This is a genomic window from Pedobacter aquatilis (genome assembly GCF_032678425.1).
Lineage (GTDB): Bacteria > Bacteroidota > Bacteroidia > Sphingobacteriales > Sphingobacteriaceae > Pedobacter > Pedobacter aquatilis_B.
Genome location: NZ_JAVTSG010000002.1, coordinates 1 through 17,288 on the forward strand (window position 1 = coordinate 1; position 17,288 = coordinate 17,288).

Genomic DNA, 17,288 nt, shown 5'->3' on the forward strand with positions numbered 1-17,288 from the left:
CTAAATTTTAGTCTATTGTTAAAATATGCTAAATCATAAAGCCTCAAGACAATAAAACCGTATAATTGTAATTTACGTTGGTATGATTTTGATAAACATGAAATTGAACAGGTTAGGGATTCTTTTAGCGTTGCTGTGTATAAGTTTTGCTTCATTTGGACAAAGCAAGAATGTAGAATTGCCTAAAAACTGGTTCAATTTGGATTTAATTGAAAACGGTTATTTCGGTATCAGTACGGAAAAAGCATACCGTGAAATTCTAAAGGATAAAAAACCTAAGCAGAAAATTATTGTTGCGGTTATCGACGGTGGTGTTGATATTGCACATGAAGATTTAAAGGATGTGCTGTGGACAAACCCAAAAGAGATTCCTGGCAATGGCATTGATGATGATGGAAATGGATACATTGATGATATACATGGATGGAATTTCATTGGCTCCAAAAACGGGAATCTAGAATATGATAATCTAGAATTGGTAAGGCTCTTAAGAATTTACACTCCAAAATATCAATCTACCACGAATTTGACCCCATTAGATAGTACACAGAAGGCGGAATTTAAGTTGTACAAGAAAATGGTTGGCGATTTTGGAAAAAAATATGAAGATGCCAGCAATACCTTTTCCGTGTTAATTGCTATAAATAAAGTTCTGGATTCTGCTGCTAAAGTGCTTAATAAAGAAGTGCCTACTTTGGAAGATGTTGAAAGATACAAGCCTGATGATGAGGTTGAGGAGCAGGTTAAGAAGATTATTAGGAAAGGCGCTAAAGAAGATGGAAGCTTTGAGAAGTTTTATAAAAGCATAAAAGACGGCTACAAACAGTATGACGCCATGCTTAAGTACAATCTTAATCCAAAGTACGATATGAGGGCAGCTTTAGTTGGTGATGATTATTCAAATTCTAAACAAAAGGATTACGGTAATAAAGATGTGAAAGGGCCTGATGCGCATCATGGTACGCACGTGTCTGGAATTATTGGTGCAAACAGAGTCAATTCATTAGGAATAATGGGAGTGGCTGAAAATGTAAGTATCATGGCTATTAGAGTTGTTCCTACTGGTGATGAACGAGATAAAGATGTGGCTAATGGTATTCGCTACGCTGTTGATAATGGTGCGAAAGTGATTAACATGAGTTTTGGTAAAAGCTATAGCTGGGATAAAAAGATAGTTGATGATGCAGTAAAGTATGCCGAAAGCAAAAATGTTCTTTTAGTGCATGCTGCTGGAAATGACAACCAAAATAATGACATCGAAGAAAATTACCCAAATAAATATTATGAAAGTAAAGAAGCGGCTGAATATAAGGCATTACATAAAAAGCCTACTATAGCTGATTTTACACCACCTAAAGCTAATATGCAAAATAATGGTATGGGGATGAGACCGCCGCTGAATAACAGTGCGTTTGCTAAACCAATTCCTTTAGATTCAGCAAAATTTAATCTGCCAAATGCTTCTAATTGGATTGAGGTTGGGGCGAGTGCCTATAAAGACGGCGATAATTTGAAAGCAGATTTCTCTAATTATGGTAAATATAACGTAGATGTTTTTGCTCCGGGCTTTTTAATTAACTCGACTGTTCCTGATGGAAAATACGAAGATGCTGATGGAACAAGTATGGCTGCTCCGGTAGTTTCTGGTTTGGCAGCACTAATTTTGAGTTATTACCCAGACTTAAAACCAGCACAGGTTAGGGAAATCATCATAAAATCAGTTACGAAAGTTTTGCACAAGGTGAAGTATAAAAATGCAAAGGGCGAAAATGTTAGAGTTCCCTTTAGTGAAATTTGTGTGAGTGGCGGCATTGTTAACGCCTACAATGCTTTAAAATTGGCCGAAACTTATAAATAAATTGTTGCTTATTTTATCCTTTTAATGAATTCTTGAAAAGTACCAAATGGATACTTTTTAACTTTCATCCAGCTGATTAAATTTTCCATCCTGGTAACCATTTTATCGCCAGTATTTTTTACAACATAGCCAGGAAATCCAAATTTTTCAAAATCATCTAAATCTGTAAATTCCCAAGGGTGAAAATAGATGTTTAGGTAATTATCTTTTTTGTAAGTCCAGCTGGCCAGGCTTTTGTATATAGATAATGGTAAGTTATGGAAGGATAACCAAAATAATGGAAATCTGATTAAGGGACTAACCGAGGCCGGAATTTGAAGTACATTTTCTTTAGTAAAAAAAGTACGCGAAACATTAAGGTTATTATATCTTCCAGGTAAATAAGTTGGGTTTATAGATGTATTATAAGTGTAACCCGCTTTCTCAATTTCTTTTTCATCAACAGGCATCATACGGGCCATTCGATAACCTGTAATTTCTTTACCCGAAAGCTCTTCTAATTTTAATTTTGATTGAAGTAAGTGTTCGGGTTTAAAATCTGAATGATAATAACCGTGTGACGCTAATTCGTGTCCGCTTTCGGTAATTCTTTTAATAACATCAGGAATGTTCTCTGCAAAAGTTACCGTGCAAAAGAAGGTTGCTTTTACTTCATATTTATCTAAAATATCTAAAATTTTTATGGTACCGGCTTTTGAAATTGCAATCTGATCAACAAATGAAATTTCCCGATTGTACTCAAAAGGCATATCAAACTCTTCAATATCAAAACTTAAAAGCACCATTATTTTACAGGAATATTTGTTGAACGGATAATATAATTTGGTCGGTTTTTGCTTTGCATGAACATCTTTCCTACATAAATACCAATAATGCCTAAGATTATCAATTGCAAACCACCAAAAAATACAATGGTCATAATTACGGATGCCCAACCTGAAACTTCTACATCGTTAACAAAAGCATAAATAATGTATGGAATGTATAATATGGAAGCGAATGATAAGGTAAAACCTAAATAAACGGCAGAATATAGTGGTTTTATGCTGAAGGACGTTACGCCATGCAACGCCAATCTCAGCATCTTTTTTAAAGTATATTTACTTTGACCTGAAAAACGGGCCGCAGGATTATATTTTATTGCAAATTGTTTAAAGCCTAGCCATTTTACCAATCCCCTTAAAAAAGGTTCGTTTTCATGGAAATTTCTAAAAACATTAACTACCTTTTGATCTAATAAGCGAAAATCAGCTGCGCCAGATTCTAATTCGATATCTGATAACCAGTTTAATGTTTTGTAAAATAGACTTGAAGAACTTCTTTTTCCTTTCGATAGTGTTTTATCTTCTTCGCGGATGGTGTAAACCACTTCAAAACCTTCTTCCCACTTTTTCAGCATTTCCGTAATTAATTCAGGTGGATGTTGCATATCACAATCCATAGAAATTACACAATCGCCGTAGGCATAATCCATCCCTGCCTTTACAGCAAGTTGATGTCCGAAGTTTTTCGAGAACTCCAGAAAGAAAATATTATCATGTTGTGCAGCATACTCTTTTATTTTATCGATGGTATTATCTGCACTGCCATCATCAACCAGAATAATTTCGTAGCTATAATTAATAGATGCAAAAACCTGTTTAATACTTTCGGCAATTACGAAAATATTATCAGCCTCATTATATGCAGGAATTACTATTGAAACTAATTTGTTCATTTATTGGTAATAGAGTATGAGTCAAAGTCTTCGACCATCATTTGATAAATGATGCATAGCCAAATGATTACGCAAGGTAAAGCTTTAAGCGAATATAGACGAATGAATTCTTTGACAGATTGTGGGAAAATATCGCTTGGCGATAAGCTGGTTAAGATAAAGGCAAAGATAAACAAAGCAATAACCCAAATATTTTTTGGTTTTTGCTGAATCATAAACCAAACGGCTACACCAGCAAAAGCAATGATGTAGGTAGGTGATTCAGAACCACTACTAAAGATAACAGTAAAAATTAATGTTGAAGCTAATAGCAAAAGCTGGAAACCTAAATTTTTATATTGTTTTATCCTCGTGTATGGCAATGCAAAAAGTACAATTCCACCAAGTAAAAACGGTGCGTTTGGCAAAGCTACATTGCCAGAAATTCTGCGGGCCATACCCATTAGGGAAATATCCTGAAAAGAGGTTAAAGAAGCATTAATATCATTTTTATGTTTTAGCGAATTATACCAATCGCTATAGCTTTGTACTATAAAATCTGTTGAAGATATCGCCATTGGCAAAATAAATAATACTACTAATGCGGCTAAACCTCCAACTATGAACCTGATTTTATTCTTGCTAAAGAAGAAAAATGCCAAACCTACTATACCGTAAAGCTTTATCAACGTGCCTATGGCAATAAAAAAAGCAGATTGAACTTCTTTCCTTTTAATAGTGTAGGAAAAACTTAGTAAAATTAATCCCGTTAGGGCAATGTTAAATTGAAAGCTGAATAATGCTGTTAGCGTTTCGTGAGCGCAAATCCAGGCAATTATCTTTCTTTTATTAATTGATATTGGCAGACTAAAAATTCCCCAGAGTAAAATGCTCACATTTGCTATATTCCATAAAATTGTCCCTACTGCATCGGGAAATAAGGCAAAAGGCGCAACGAAAAGTGAAAAAACCGGACCATAATGATTGCTATCTAAATACTCTGGATATTCTGCATACAAATTTGTGTTTTCGACGGTATGTAGATAAACGTATTTGTAGATCTGATAGTTGTTAAAATGGTTGTGGCTATATTGTTTAACCCCCGAAATTATAGCAAGTAACAAATAAACAATTATGATAAATTGCTTATTCAGTAAAAGTGATTTCAGCTTGCTCGGGATGGTAGTTTTCAGACTCATGTTATGATTAGAGCCACAAATATAGTTATTTATCTTTCTCTCAAAATATAGTATCGCTATACAGTATAATATTCTGGTTAAGAATGATTTATTAAAATATAACCAAAATTTGAGTAAGGTTGTATGGTTAATTATACTAAATGTTTTTTTTCTGCCAAATTATTTGGAGATGATAAATGTAATAATTAATATTGTTGTGTAACATCCTTATTACGAGATTAACTAATGATTAACTTTCCTGAATTACTGAGAAGGGGAAAAAATTTTTCTACTTCTAAGCAAGGTATTGTATTTTATATTTGGCTTGCTATTGCTTTATTCTTTGCAATAAATTCTTTAATAACCCATCGTTTTAATAATTATTTAATATTTGAAAATGTTTTCAGGAATCTGATAACTGAGCAATCTTTCTATGGACATTATCCTCAATTCCACGATGATGTAAACCATTACGGACCAATATTTTCATTATTTATCGCACCCTTTGCAATGTTACCAAACTGGCTTGGTTTAATATTATGGAATACATTTAACTGTGTAATTCTATTCTATGCCTTGCAAACGCTGCCAGTCAAATCTGATAAGCGTGTAATCATTGGTTATATTGCCATCCCATGCCTAATCGAATCGATGCTAAATCAGCAATTTAATGCTGCAGCTGCTGCTTTTATCATTCTAAGCTTTACAAGATTAAATAATAGCAAAGGTTTATGGTCTTCCATGTTAATCATACTCGGAACGTTTATTAAACTCTATGGCATTTTAGGTTTGGCATTTTTCTTCTTCGTGAAGAATAAAACCCGTTTCATTTTATATTTAATTTTTTGGTCAGTGGTGCTTTTTATCTTACCAATGTTTTTCTCATCACCACTTACCATTTTCGAATCTTATCAGGAATGGTTTATAACACTTGCAGAGAAAAACTTAACCAATACTACTCAAGGGTCTGTTCCAATTTCAATTATTGGTTTTTTCAGGTCGTTGATTTACGATTATGATATTCCGAACCTGGCGTTTTTAATGCCTGGAGCATTTCTTTTCTTATTGCCATTTATAAAATGGTCGTCTTTTCAGGATAAAACATTCAGGTTGTTAATATTAGCCTCGGCATTACTATTTCCTGTATTGTTTAGCACCAGTTCAGAAGATTGTACTTATGTAATATCAATTGTTGGTGTTGGCATCTGGTTCATCCTGGAAAAAGACAAACAGATAAGAAAGGTTTTATTGCCTACATTATTGGTTTTGTGCTGCAATTTCCCACTCTTGCTGTTTCCGGTTTGGGCGCATAAACATCCAATATCTCTTGCAATTTTAAGTTTGCCATTTTTTATTGTTTGGCTAAGGATAATTTATATGGCCTGGACTTATCAACCAGCGGTACAAGAAGAACATTTATTAGAAGTTTCAAACCTAAATATTTCTTAAAATACCATAAAAATTAATCCCTTTTGAAACCATAATACAATCTAGGCGTTATCCTTAAATGTATGTTATTTTATGAGTAAGAAAATATTAATTGTTGATGATGATAATGATTTACAAAATGTATTTCCATTATTATTTCAACACAGGGATTTTGATTTAAAAGGCGTCTTAAATATTACAAATGTAGAATCTGTAATAAAGGAGTTTAAGCCCGATTTAATTTTAATGGATATTTGGATTGGTGATATGGATGGCAGGATTGTTTGCAACTATTTAAAAAGCCATCAAGATACCGCAGATATTCCCATCATTTTAATTTCTGCGGTTTTAATAGATATCGATGATGCCCATTGCACACCTGATGCAATTGTGCAAAAACCTTTCGATGTAGATTACCTGCTGGAAGTTATGGATGGATTGATGGAATAAATAGTAAAGCCCCGAAAAATTAATTTCGAGGCTTTGGTATTTAGAGGGACTGATTTAAAATCCTAATCCAACTGTAAAGGCTCTGGCCGAAGTAGAAACTGTTCCCAAGGCTGTTGCTGCTCCGGTTGTTAAATTAACCGTGTAAACTCTTTGCGTTGTACCTACTGTGAAAAGTCCGTAGGCTGTACCTGATGTTGAACCAATATCGAAGCCATTTGCAGCTTCTACGTTAACGCCAAGTGCGCCAACATCTACTAAAGTTCCGGCATTTGGTGGGTCTTGCTTGTACAATCTATCTCCAGTCGAGTCAATATTATAAAGCACCGTTGATGCAGCATTTGCAACATTATTGGTGTAAGCTGAACCGGTAATTCCTGCTGTTGACAGTGAAATGCTACCATCAACAATCACCGTTCCATCTGCAGGGTTAAAGCGTAAGTTTTGTCCGGTATTGCTTACAATTCTAATTCTATCAACCGATGGATTAAAATCGAAACCAAATTGTGTACCGGCTAAAAGCGTTGCTAATGGACCTGTACCCACGGCAGCTGCTACTCCAGAAGAAGCGTTGATGGTATAAATTCTGCTGGTACTTCCTAAAGCAAATATTTGTCCGTTAATTGGGCGCATATCGATTCCTAAAATGCTTTCACCTGCTTGAATTCCTGTAATTGGTTTTGCGATTATTGTAGGAGTTGTAGCCAAATGGTTGAATATCAAAAGCTCATTGGTTGAAGAAATTGCATAAGCAACAGGTTCTGTTGGTATGGCTAAGCCTGTAATTTGTTGTGTGAAATTACCCACTTTTGAGGCTTTACCTGTATTTATATCAATGATGAATAATGATGATGTTCCGCCAACAGACATAGCTGCTAACGCAGAAGTACCATCAGGATTAATATCAAAGCCACTTGCATCTTCTACATCGTAACCTAAACTACCAACTTCTACAAGTTTACCATCATTTGGTGGGTCTTGCTTGTGAAGTTTATCATTGGCTACATCAATATCAAAAAGCACAGTAGTTGTAGCGCCCGCTTTGTTTTGAGTATAAGCGGCAGCCGTAACCCTGGCATTTGTTACGCCATTAATTGCGCCATCAGTAGCGGCAACTGTTCCTGTTTCAGGGTTTAAACGTAAATTTTGCCCGCTTGAGGTTACTAACCTAATTCTATCAACAGTTGGATTAAAATCAAATGCAACAGATGTACCGCTTAATGCTGGTGTAAAAGGCGATGCAGAAATTGACCTTGCAACTCCGGTTTTTTGGTCAATAACGTAAAGTCTGCTAGTGCTGCCAATACCGTACAACTGGCCTGTTGCCGGTCTGAAATCAATTCCAAGAATCGTTTCGCCAGTTTGTAAGCCAGAAATTGTGACTTGTGAGGTTACTGAAGATGGTGTTTTTGCATTAATGAGCAAAAGTTTGCTATCTGCTGTTAAAGCATAAAAGTTTACATCAGGTCCGGGAGTTAAAGGATCGTTAAAGTTTCTGTCCTTTTTGCAAGATGAAAATATTAGAGATACTACACAAAGTACCGCTAGAAAAGTATGTTTAATGTTAAGCATTGTTATAAAGTTTATTTAAGGAATTATGTTAATTATTCGAAAAATAAAGGCTTTTTAGGGGGTTGCTTAGCTACTTTGAAATAAGTTGTGGGAAGAAAAATATTATGATTTGAATACGTGATTTTTAACTTTCGCAAGAATATCGAATTGCAAAACTGATTCAAGATAAATTCTGTTGTTTTTAATGTTCCGGTTTCTTGGCCTTCCTCATCAGAGGTCTCGATTTTTTCTTTTTCTAAATCTTCTTTAGGTAAAGATTTAACCAGATTCGAAATTACAGGAGTAATGGCTTTGGCACTTACCGAAAGTAAGACGAAAAATGATAAGAAAAATAAGAGGTAAATTTTTTTCATCGTAAGTTTTGCCAGAAGCCCAATTCTAAAACTTACATACGTAGTAACACAACGTCTGGTTTTTAATTTTACTGTTTTTAAAATTTAACAGTATCCTACCAGGATTGTTACGATAAAAATAAAATAATAGTAAACAATAAGGGGTTAGATAAGTTAATTAGGTATAACAATTCATAAGCTATGGCATCTTTACACAACTCAAACTCAGAAAATCATTCAATGATTAAAAATCAATCTTCTGATTCTGTAACGATAAGTGATAATTCTTCGGAAACGCAGCAAAATCGCGAATTGTTTCTTCGTTATCTATTAGAAAATTTAGAAAGTGATTCGGAAGAGTAATAATAAACACATCTTCTGATAAAAAAAATCAATTTTACCGATTGATTTGTTCGCTATTTCGTTCAATATTCATTTGAATATGATTTTTCCTATCAGTAGGATATAATTTTTCTATTCTGTATCAGTATATCTTAAAAATATCTGCTTAAAGCATTTAAACGGTCTTTTATATGCTTTCTTGTCGTTGATTTTCATCAATATATCTCCATATTCTTCATTTTCTCAAACGTTTGCGCAGCATTAATTCTATTGCTTTTTCATAATGCTGCATCCGCTTTCCTAGTTAGACGATTAATTCGATTAATATCTATTTAATGTTGTGATGACTTTGTCATTACAATAAAAAGACAATTAGGTTTTGGCTGAAATCTCTTTTATCTGAAGAAATAACGCAAAAAACATATCAAACGTTTGCGTTTAGTTTTCCCATTCAACATTACTTTCTTCCGCCTACCTTGGTCAAAACAGTAAGGCTAACCACGTAACAAAACTTCTATGACCAAAACATTTTATCCGATACGGGAATGAAATAGCATTTAACATTTCCCTCAAATCATTTACGCTTCACATCTCAATTGATGAAAAAAACTAACTAACCAAGTTTAAAAAAAATGAAGAAATTAATCCTATTTTTTACCCTATTAGGCTCTGTATTGGCCGTCTGCGCACAGGAATTAACAATTACCGGCACAGTAAAAGATACTAAAGGCGAACCCATTCCAAATATTATTATTAATGAGTTGGGCAAAAACCAAAATGTTCAAACTAATGTTGATGGTATTTATAAAATTACAGCATCCAGAAATGCTACTTTGGTTTTTAGAGGTATTGGCTATACCACGCAAAATATTAAAGTTACTTCAAACACCATTAATGTTTCGCTCATAGAAAGCACGACAGATTTAGATGCAGTAACCGTTGTTGGTTATTCTGCAAAAAAGAAATCAGAACTCAGCAGTGCGGTTTCTGTGGTTTCAGGAGAAAAATTGAATGATGTAACTTCAGTAAGTTTAGCTAACCTGATTCAAGGTAAAGTTCCCGGAGTTGTAGCTTCATCTGCCTCTGGCGACCCAACCTCTAGTTCGAGCATTGTAATAAGAGGAGCCGGAACCATTAATGCCAGTACAGGGCCATTGTATGTTGTTGATGGAAATATTGGCGGTTCTTATAACCCGGCTGATGTTGAATCGATAACCGTTCTACGCGATGCTGCTGCAACGGGTTTATATGGTTCCAGAGCGGCCAATGGTGTTATCATCGTAACTACTAAGAAAGGTAAAAATGGCGAAACTAAATTTAACTTAAGTTCTGTACTGGGTGTTGCGAATGCAACTATGGGCAACTTTAGTTTGATGAATGCGCAAGAACTGTATAACTACCAAAGCACATTTTTTACGCCAGCGGCTGGTGTTTTAAATAATGATACAGATTGGTGGGATTTAGGTTTCCGAACCGCAATGATTAATAACCACGGTATAAGTGCTAGTGGTGGTTCAGAAAAAACACAATTTTACTTGGCTGGCAATTATTATAAAGAAGAAGGAACTCAGATTTATAATGATAAAACACAATACAGTTTAAGGGCAAATATCATTTCTCAATTAACGAAACGCCTTAAGCTAACGGCCCTGTTAAATGGATTGTACATTAATGATAATTACAATTCGGCAGGTTCTGTTTATCAATCTTATTTAAACTTACCATACGATGCGGCTTACAATCCAGATGGCACTCCGGTAGATGCCAGATATGGAACCTGGTACGGCAGGGATAGATCGAATTTTCTCCATTCGTTGCAATACAACTATTCAAAGGCGAGAAGTTACAGAACTACTGCAGATTTAAATCTGGATTACACTTTGTTAGATAACTTAACCATTTCATCATACAACAGGGCCAATATTTTTAACTCTCGTAGTAATTCATATTATGATAAACGTACAAAAGATGGTGCGGTAAATAACGGAAGTGCTTATGTAAGCAATGCTTTCTCTTCAACACTTTTATCATCAAACAGAATTAAATATAACGTTACGTTGGGTAAACATAACATTAGCGCTTTAGCAGTTGGCGAGATTGAAAAAGGTTATTCAGATTCGAACAGCGCAAATGCCAAAGGACTTCCGGCAGGAAGGGATGCATTTAGTACCGCAACAGATATTATAAGTAATCCATCAGGTGGTTATGATAACTATCAGTTTATAAAATATCTGGGTCAGGTAGAATATAGCCTTGCAGATAAGTATTTTGCGGTTGCTTCAGTTGTAAACGAATATTCATCACGTTTTGGAAGCAACAATCCCGATGCAACATTTTACCAGTTAGGTGCTTCGTGGATTATTTCCAATGAGAAATTCATGGAAAATGTTAAACCAATAAGCTTCTTGAAACTTCGTGGTAGTTATGGTACAACAGGTAATGCCGATGGTATTGGTTATTACGCTTCAATGGGTTTGTATAACATTAATTCAGGTGCAAGTTATGCCGGTTTACCTGGCGCTGCCCCAAGCCAAATGGCAAATCCAAACTTAACCTGGGAGAAATCAAAATCTGCAAACATTGGTTTAGAAATTGGTTTGTTTAAACGCATTGATATTAGTATTGATGCTTATCAGAAAAAGAACTCATCCTTATTGTTTTTTAGAGAATTGCCAGCCACAACAGGTTACAGTGGGGTTTACGAAAATGTTGGTGTTATCAGAAACCGAGGTTTGGAGTTATCCATCAATTCAAAAAACATTGTTGGAAAAGACTTTACCTGGGAAACTAATTTCAATGTTGCAATGAACAGAAATAAGGTTTTGGAAGTGAATCAAGGTCGTTCTGAAGTTTATGCAGGCGCTACACAACCAATTGGTGTTGGCCATAATATGGATGAATGGTTTATGCCGGTTTGGGCAGGGGTAAATCCTACGGATGGCAGACCGCTTTGGCAAAATTCTATTTCGGATGCGGATGGCAATAGTTATGTGCTTTATACCAATACTTATAATTTGGCTTCGAGGGTTTATACAGGTAAAACGGCTGCGCCGAAATTTACTGGCGGTTTAACCAATACTTTTGCTTATAAAAACTTCACTTTAAGTACATTCTTCAACTTTGTACAGGGTAACTACGTGTATAATACAAGTCGTTTTTATTTTGATAATGATGGACTGTATGAAAGTTATAACCAAATGAATTTGGCTAAGGGCTGGTCGAGATGGGAAAAACCCGGCGATATCGCCACACACCCAAAACCTGTATTTGGCCGTTCTGATGCGTCAAACCAAACTTCAACAAGATATTTGGAAGATGGAAGTTACCTAAGACTTCGTAATGCAACTTTGGGTTATAACCTACCGGATGCCTTAATGAAGAAAATCAAATTTCAATCGGCAAGGATTTTTGTAAGTGGCGATAATTTATGGACACTAACTAAATTCTCTGGAACTGACCCTGAGGTTGACCTTGCAACAGGCGATTCAAGCATCAAATACCCAACAAGCCGCAAATTTATGTTTGGTATAAATGTTTCATTCTAATTCTTCTATCGTTAAAATCATGAAAAAAAATATTTTAGTTTTCGCTGCCATTTTAACTACGGTTTTAGGCACATCATCTTGCAGAAAAGAATATTTTCCATCGACCCAAATTGATGAAAACTCTGCATTAACCAATGCTGGCGATATTGAAACTGCAACCATTGGCACTTATGCATTGTTTAAAGATTTAAATTATGTGAGAAGTGGTCACTTTCTTACCGAATACCCTTCGGATGAAATTGCGCAAGGTCAAAATTCATCTGATGATTTATCCAATCTTTATAAATATACACACCTGATTAACTCCTCACACGCTTCATTGTTTTGGAGCCAATCTTACAAAGCCGCTGGTGCAGCCAACAAAATTATCGAAGTAATTGATGATAATGCTACTGCCGACCTTAAGCAATTAAAAGGCGAAAATCTTTACATCAGAGCGATGATGCACTTTAATTTGGTTAGGGTTTTTGGTCGTCCTTTTAGTCAAAATGCCGGTGATAATGCGGGCATTCCAATTTTAAAGGAAGGTTTAAGCGAAGAACAAAAACTTACCCTTCCACGTAGTAAGGTTGCAGCAGTTTATGATTTTGTTATTGCCGATTTATTGAAAGCCGCAAATTTAATGTCGGTGGCTAAAACAAATCCTTTTGCGTCAAAAGAAGTGGCTTATGCTTTGCTATCAAGGGTTTATTTATATCAGGAGAATAATCAAAAAGCAATTGAATATGCAAACCTTGTGATTAATTCTGGTCGATATGCATTACTGCAAGGTTCAGAATATCAAACCTATTTTAGAGCTGCGCCTGAGGGAAATAAAGAAACGATTTTCTGTACCCGCCACATTAAAACTGAAGATAGAGGTTACTCAGCAATTGGCTCGATGTATTACAGTGGCGATGCAAATGGCGTGGCGCAAAACCAGGCGTTTAGCGGTTGGGGCGAAATATACGCTTCCAAAAAATACTACGATTTCTTGTCCTTAAATCCAGCAGATAGAAGATTAAGTTTCATTTCAAGCTATAGGGTAAATGGCGTTGTGCAGAATAATACCAAACTAACACCAAATACGCCAATGCACTACATCAACAAGTATAATTTGCAGGAAGGTATTGTAAACTTAAGTTCTCCTGTATATTTAAGGTTGGCAGAAATGTACTTAAATAAGGCAGAAGCAAATGCAAAACTGGGTAACGCACAGCTTGCGCTTGATGATGTGAATATTATCCGTACCAGAGCAGGCATTCCAACGCATACTATTGCTTCGGTGGCGGCTTCTGGTAAAAGTATTTTGGATGTTGTATTGGAAGAAAGATGGTTGGAACATGCTTTCGAAGGGCAACGTGCTTACGATTTATTTAGAAACGGACGTTCGATGGTTAGGAATTATCCGGGTACGCAGGCTGTAAATGGAAACGTTAATCAAACGGTTACCGCCTTCGATAATCGTGTAATATCATTTATTCCCCTAACGGAAATAAATAAAAATCCGGCACTTACTCAAAATCCTTAATCATTCTTTTCTATGAAAAAGTTAAAATTGAAAAGGTCGGTAAGGATTTATAGTGTCTGCATGATGCTGACCTGTGCAATAATCGCATTGGCCTGTAAGAAAAAAGAGTTTGCAGAAAAACCTAAATCAGAAACTATTGCAGAAACCATTGACGGTATTTTAGTGCCATTTGGTGGAAATGCTTTTATACAAAATAAAGCTGCTGTTGAAACGATTGAGAAAACTGGCTTAATAAATTGGACAAGCGATAAAACAGTTTGTGTAGTTTACTTTAGAGCACAACAAACCGGAGAATTAAAATTGGGTTTGAAGCTTAAAGTTACAAGCGGAACGAGCCAGTTTAATGTTACGGCAAACGGTGTAACTAATAAAGTAACGGCATCAAATACCGAGGTTAAAAATGTTTATGTTGGGAAAATCAATGTTGCTAAAGAAGGTTATATAAAAGTAGAAATCCAGGGTTTATCTAAAACCGGAAATACATTTGCCGAGATATCTGATTTAGTGATTGGCGGAACAACGGCATCAAACTTACTTTTTGCTAACGACCCAGAAAATTATTACTGGTCGCGTAGAGGTCCATCGGTGCATTTGAGTTACACTTTACCCGCATCAACAAATGTGGAGTGGTTTTACAATGAACTAACGGTGCCAGTTGGTGAAGATAATCCAGGTTCTTATTTTATGGCAAATGGATTTGGTCAAGGTTATTTTGGCATCCAAAGCAGGGCAAACGACCGATGGATTCTATTCTCCGTGTGGGACCCGGCAACCGGAATCACTGAAGTAACCTCGAAAGGTGAAGGCGTGACGGTACAACGCTTTGGCGGCGAAGGCACAGGCGGACAAAGTTATATCGTTTACAATTGGAAAGCTGGTGTAACCTATAAATTCTTAACTCAGGCTAAACCTGATGGTGCAGGTAACACCCTTTACTCAGCTTGGTTTTCAGACCCTGAAAATAACAATTGGCGTTTTATGTGTACCTGGAAAAGACCGCTAACCAATACCTATTTAACAGGCTTGCATTCATTTCTGGAAAATTTCTACGACTATAATGGATACATGGGCAGAAAAATGCAAACCAATAATCAATGGATTTGCAGCAGCGATGGGGTTTGGACAGAGGTAAAATCAGCAAAGCTTACAGGAGATGCTACCGTTACCAATAAGCAAAGAATGGATTATGCAGGTGGCATTGATAATGGAACATTATACCTAAAAAATGGTGGTTTTTTTGACCAATATATGCCCGTAAATCAAAATTTTACCAGAACAACTACTGGCGTAAAACCTGAAATTAATTTTAACAACCTTCCTAAAAAATAATATCAATATGAAACCATCACGATTTTTCAAACCACACAGTGGGATAAATAAATCAGATAGCTTCATCACCATTAAAAACAATTTATATACAGATGAAAAAGATTTTATTTGGCCTATTGGCAGGCTTCACACTGCTAACTGCATCGTGCGATAAGGCAGAAAGTATTTTATTTGAAGATAAATCTACAGCTATAAAAGCGGATAAAACCACCTGGACAGCTACCGCAGATAGCGAAACGCCAGACGGTGCCGAAAATACTGGTAAAGCATCAGCTTTGCTGGATAATAATATTGCAACTTATTGGCATACCGATTATACCGTAACTAATCCAGATTATCCGCATTGGGTACTGTTAGATATGAAAAAAGAAAGTAAATTAGTTGCAGTAGTGGTTACCAACAGACAAGCAGCAACACCAAATCGGTCGGGTATGAAAAAGTTTAATTTAGAGGGCAGTACAAACGGAACGACGTTTACAAGTTTGGGTACATTTAATTTTGCCATCACCAATGATCCGCAAACTTTTCCGGTTTCATCGGCCAATGCCTACCGCTATTTAAAACTTACCGCTACCGAAAGCCAAACGGGAACAACAAAACACACTTTTTTGGCAGAAATTGATGTATTTACAGTAAAATAAGATCACCTATAAAAACAATAGAATAATGGAACGTAGAGCGTTTATTAAAAACAGTACAATTACAGCAGCAGGCATTACAATTTTACCTGGCGGAACACTTTTCGCAAAATCTGATGGTGCAAAAGTTAGGTTAGGCTATATTGGTGTTGGTGCAAGAGGCATGAGCCATATTTCTGAAGGTACTTTAAGAGATGATGTAGAAATTGTGGCCATTTGCGATACGCAGGAAAGCTCGCTGAAAATTTGTCGTGCTTTTATTGCCAAAAAAGGCAGGCCGGCCGCAACAGAATATACTGGCGGAGTTGATGCCTACAAAAAGCTTTTGGATAGAAAAGACATTGATGCCGTAATTATTGCAACGCCTTGGCAGTTCCATAGAGACCAGGCTGTAGATGCCATGAATGCAGGTAAATATGTGGGTTGTGAGGTTATTGCAGGCCTTACCGTTCAAGACCATTGGGATATTGTGAATACTTCTGAAAAAACAGGTATGCCTTATATGACTCTGGAAAATGTCTGTTATCGAAGAGATGTTATGGCGGCTTTAAATATGGTTAGGCAAGGTGTTTTTGGAGAATTGGTGCATTTAGAAGGTGGTTATCAGCATAACCTAAGAAATGTATTGTTCAATGATGGGAAATCTTATTACGGTAATGGGGTGGAATATGGCCCGAAAGCTTTAAGCGAAGCGCAATGGAGAACGCAGTTTAATATCGATCAGGATGGAGATTTATATCCAACGCATGGTGTTGGGCCGATTATGCAATATGCAGATATTAACAGAGGTAATCGCTTTACCAACTTGGTTTCATTCAGTTCAAAAGCCCGTGGTTTAGCGGCTTATGTTGAAGATATGTCGCCAGGTCATCCGAACGCAAAAATTAATTATAAGAACGGTGATGTAACGACAACATTGCTGAATTGCGCCAATGGCGAAACTGTTTTATTAAGTCACGATACGCATTTACCACGTCCATATTCTATCGGATTCAGAGTGCAGGGAACGGATGGCATCTGGATGGATGTAAATAAATCAATTTATATTGAGAAGAACTCTAAAGGCAATGATAAATGGGAACCAGTAAAAGAATGGTTCGATAAATATGACCATCCACTTTGGAAAAAATATGAAAAAGAAGCGGTTGGTGCTGGTCATGGCGGTATGGATTGGTTTGTGTTTAATGGTTTTATCCAGGCGGTAAAGCAGAAAAGACAAACGCCAATTGATGTTTATGATTCGGTAACGATGAGTGTAATTGTACCGCTTTCTACAAAATCATTAAAAGAAGGTAATATGCCACAAAAGTTTCCTGATTTTACAAAAGGCAAATGGAAAGAAAGAAAAAATACTTTCGCCCTGGATGATAGTGGCTTTTAGCAAAAAATAATGTTCGTATAAAATTGGTGGAT

Annotated in this window: 14 protein-coding genes; 9 read left to right on the forward strand and 5 right to left on the reverse strand. The window is 36.0% G+C overall.

The annotated features are described in order from the left end of the window. The first annotated feature begins 97 nt into the window (after positions 1-97). Positions 98-1,858: a S8 family serine peptidase gene (locus R2Q16_RS06035; protein WP_316735791.1), complete on the forward strand. Its 1,761-nt coding sequence runs from the start codon at positions 98-100 to the stop codon at positions 1,856-1,858. Between the two features lie 8 nt (positions 1,859-1,866). On the opposite strand, the gene R2Q16_RS06040 is transcribed toward R2Q16_RS06035, so the two are convergent. The 3 genes from R2Q16_RS06040 to R2Q16_RS06050 are packed head-to-tail and all read right to left on the reverse strand — an operon-like array spanning position 1,867 to position 4,753. After that, positions 1,867-2,643: a polysaccharide deacetylase family protein gene (locus tag R2Q16_RS06040; RefSeq protein ID WP_316735792.1), complete on the reverse strand. Its 777-nt coding sequence runs from the start codon at positions 2,641-2,643 to the stop codon at positions 1,867-1,869. After that, the gene (locus R2Q16_RS06045; protein WP_316735793.1) at positions 2,643-3,575 is read right to left on the reverse strand and encodes a glycosyltransferase family 2 protein; all 933 of its coding nucleotides are present in this window, start codon (positions 3,573-3,575) and stop codon (positions 2,643-2,645) included. The genes R2Q16_RS06040 and R2Q16_RS06045 overlap by 1 nt, the downstream gene beginning before the upstream one ends. Next, the gene (locus tag R2Q16_RS06050; protein ID WP_316735794.1) at positions 3,572-4,753 is read right to left on the reverse strand and encodes a glycosyltransferase family 87 protein; all 1,182 of its coding nucleotides are present in this window, start codon (positions 4,751-4,753) and stop codon (positions 3,572-3,574) included. The genes R2Q16_RS06045 and R2Q16_RS06050 overlap by 4 nt, the downstream gene beginning before the upstream one ends. A 225-nt stretch (positions 4,754-4,978) precedes the next feature. Between R2Q16_RS06050 and R2Q16_RS06055 the strand changes: the two genes are divergently transcribed. Next, entirely contained in the window at positions 4,979-6,181 is a 1,203-nt protein-coding gene (locus tag R2Q16_RS06055; protein ID WP_316735795.1) for a glycosyltransferase family 87 protein, read from the forward strand. A 72-nt stretch (positions 6,182-6,253) separates the two neighbouring features. Further along, positions 6,254-6,610, forward strand: a complete 357-nt coding sequence (locus tag R2Q16_RS06060; RefSeq protein WP_316735796.1) for a response regulator — start codon at positions 6,254-6,256, stop codon at positions 6,608-6,610. Positions 6,611-6,664: 54 nt separating this feature from the next. Here the strand turns inward: R2Q16_RS06060 and R2Q16_RS06065 are convergent, their stop codons facing one another. Both R2Q16_RS06065 and R2Q16_RS06070 read right to left on the reverse strand, forming a co-directional pair. Continuing rightward, positions 6,665-8,179, reverse strand: a complete 1,515-nt coding sequence (locus R2Q16_RS06065) for a DUF4394 domain-containing protein (protein WP_316735797.1) — start codon at positions 8,177-8,179, stop codon at positions 6,665-6,667. A gap of 32 nt (positions 8,180-8,211) precedes the next feature. After that, a complete protein-coding gene (locus tag R2Q16_RS06070) occupies positions 8,212-8,532 on the reverse strand; it encodes a hypothetical protein (RefSeq protein WP_316735798.1) in 321 nt (106 codons plus the stop codon). Between the two features lie 180 nt (positions 8,533-8,712). Between R2Q16_RS06070 and R2Q16_RS06075 the strand changes: the two genes are divergently transcribed. From R2Q16_RS06075 to R2Q16_RS06100, 6 genes are all read left to right on the forward strand, one after another. Continuing rightward, entirely contained in the window at positions 8,713-8,874 is a 162-nt protein-coding gene (locus tag R2Q16_RS06075; RefSeq protein ID WP_316735799.1) for a hypothetical protein, read from the forward strand. 611 nt (positions 8,875-9,485) lie between these two features. Next, positions 9,486-12,398 (forward strand): TonB-dependent receptor, encoded by a 2,913-nt coding sequence (locus tag R2Q16_RS06080; RefSeq protein ID WP_316735800.1) that lies wholly within the window; start codon positions 9,486-9,488, stop codon positions 12,396-12,398. A 19-nt stretch (positions 12,399-12,417) separates the two neighbouring features. Further along, complete coding sequence (locus tag R2Q16_RS06085; protein ID WP_316735801.1) at positions 12,418-13,908, forward strand: RagB/SusD family nutrient uptake outer membrane protein; 1,491 nt, start codon at positions 12,418-12,420, stop codon at positions 13,906-13,908. Between the two features lie 12 nt (positions 13,909-13,920). Next, entirely contained in the window at positions 13,921-15,237 is a 1,317-nt protein-coding gene (locus R2Q16_RS06090; protein ID WP_316735803.1) for a DUF3472 domain-containing protein, read from the forward strand. Between the two features lie 92 nt (positions 15,238-15,329). Continuing rightward, positions 15,330-15,878 carry a discoidin domain-containing protein gene (locus R2Q16_RS06095; RefSeq protein WP_316735805.1) on the forward strand — a complete coding sequence of 183 codons (549 nt, stop codon included), beginning with the start codon at positions 15,330-15,332 and terminating at the stop codon, positions 15,876-15,878. A 25-nt stretch (positions 15,879-15,903) separates the two neighbouring features. After that, on the forward strand, positions 15,904-17,256 hold the full coding sequence (locus tag R2Q16_RS06100; protein ID WP_316735807.1) for a Gfo/Idh/MocA family protein: 1,353 nt from the start codon (positions 15,904-15,906) through the stop codon (positions 17,254-17,256). Positions 17,257-17,288 lie beyond the last annotated feature (32 nt).

Coding starts and splice junctions, on each gene's coding strand:
- R2Q16_RS06075 (WP_316735799.1), top strand. CDS start 8,713: ATGGCATCTTTACACAACTCAAACTCAGAAAATCATTCAATGATTAAA.
- R2Q16_RS06065 (WP_316735797.1), bottom strand. CDS start 8,179: ATGCTTAACATTAAACATACTTTTCTAGCGGTACTTTGTGTAGTATCT.
- R2Q16_RS06080 (WP_316735800.1), top strand. CDS start 9,486: ATGAAGAAATTAATCCTATTTTTTACCCTATTAGGCTCTGTATTGGCC.
- R2Q16_RS06045 (WP_316735793.1), bottom strand. CDS start 3,575: ATGAACAAATTAGTTTCAATAGTAATTCCTGCATATAATGAGGCTGAT.
- R2Q16_RS06035 (WP_316735791.1), top strand. CDS start 98: ATGAAATTGAACAGGTTAGGGATTCTTTTAGCGTTGCTGTGTATAAGT.
- R2Q16_RS06100 (WP_316735807.1), top strand. CDS start 15,904: ATGGAACGTAGAGCGTTTATTAAAAACAGTACAATTACAGCAGCAGGC.
- R2Q16_RS06070 (WP_316735798.1), bottom strand. CDS start 8,532: ATGAAAAAAATTTACCTCTTATTTTTCTTATCATTTTTCGTCTTACTT.
- R2Q16_RS06050 (WP_316735794.1), bottom strand. CDS start 4,753: ATGAGTCTGAAAACTACCATCCCGAGCAAGCTGAAATCACTTTTACTG.
- R2Q16_RS06055 (WP_316735795.1), top strand. CDS start 4,979: ATGATTAACTTTCCTGAATTACTGAGAAGGGGAAAAAATTTTTCTACT.
- R2Q16_RS06085 (WP_316735801.1), top strand. CDS start 12,418: ATGAAAAAAAATATTTTAGTTTTCGCTGCCATTTTAACTACGGTTTTA.
- R2Q16_RS06090 (WP_316735803.1), top strand. CDS start 13,921: ATGAAAAAGTTAAAATTGAAAAGGTCGGTAAGGATTTATAGTGTCTGC.
- R2Q16_RS06040 (WP_316735792.1), bottom strand. CDS start 2,643: ATGGTGCTTTTAAGTTTTGATATTGAAGAGTTTGATATGCCTTTTGAG.
- R2Q16_RS06095 (WP_316735805.1), top strand. CDS start 15,330: ATGAAAAAGATTTTATTTGGCCTATTGGCAGGCTTCACACTGCTAACT.
- R2Q16_RS06060 (WP_316735796.1), top strand. CDS start 6,254: ATGAGTAAGAAAATATTAATTGTTGATGATGATAATGATTTACAAAAT.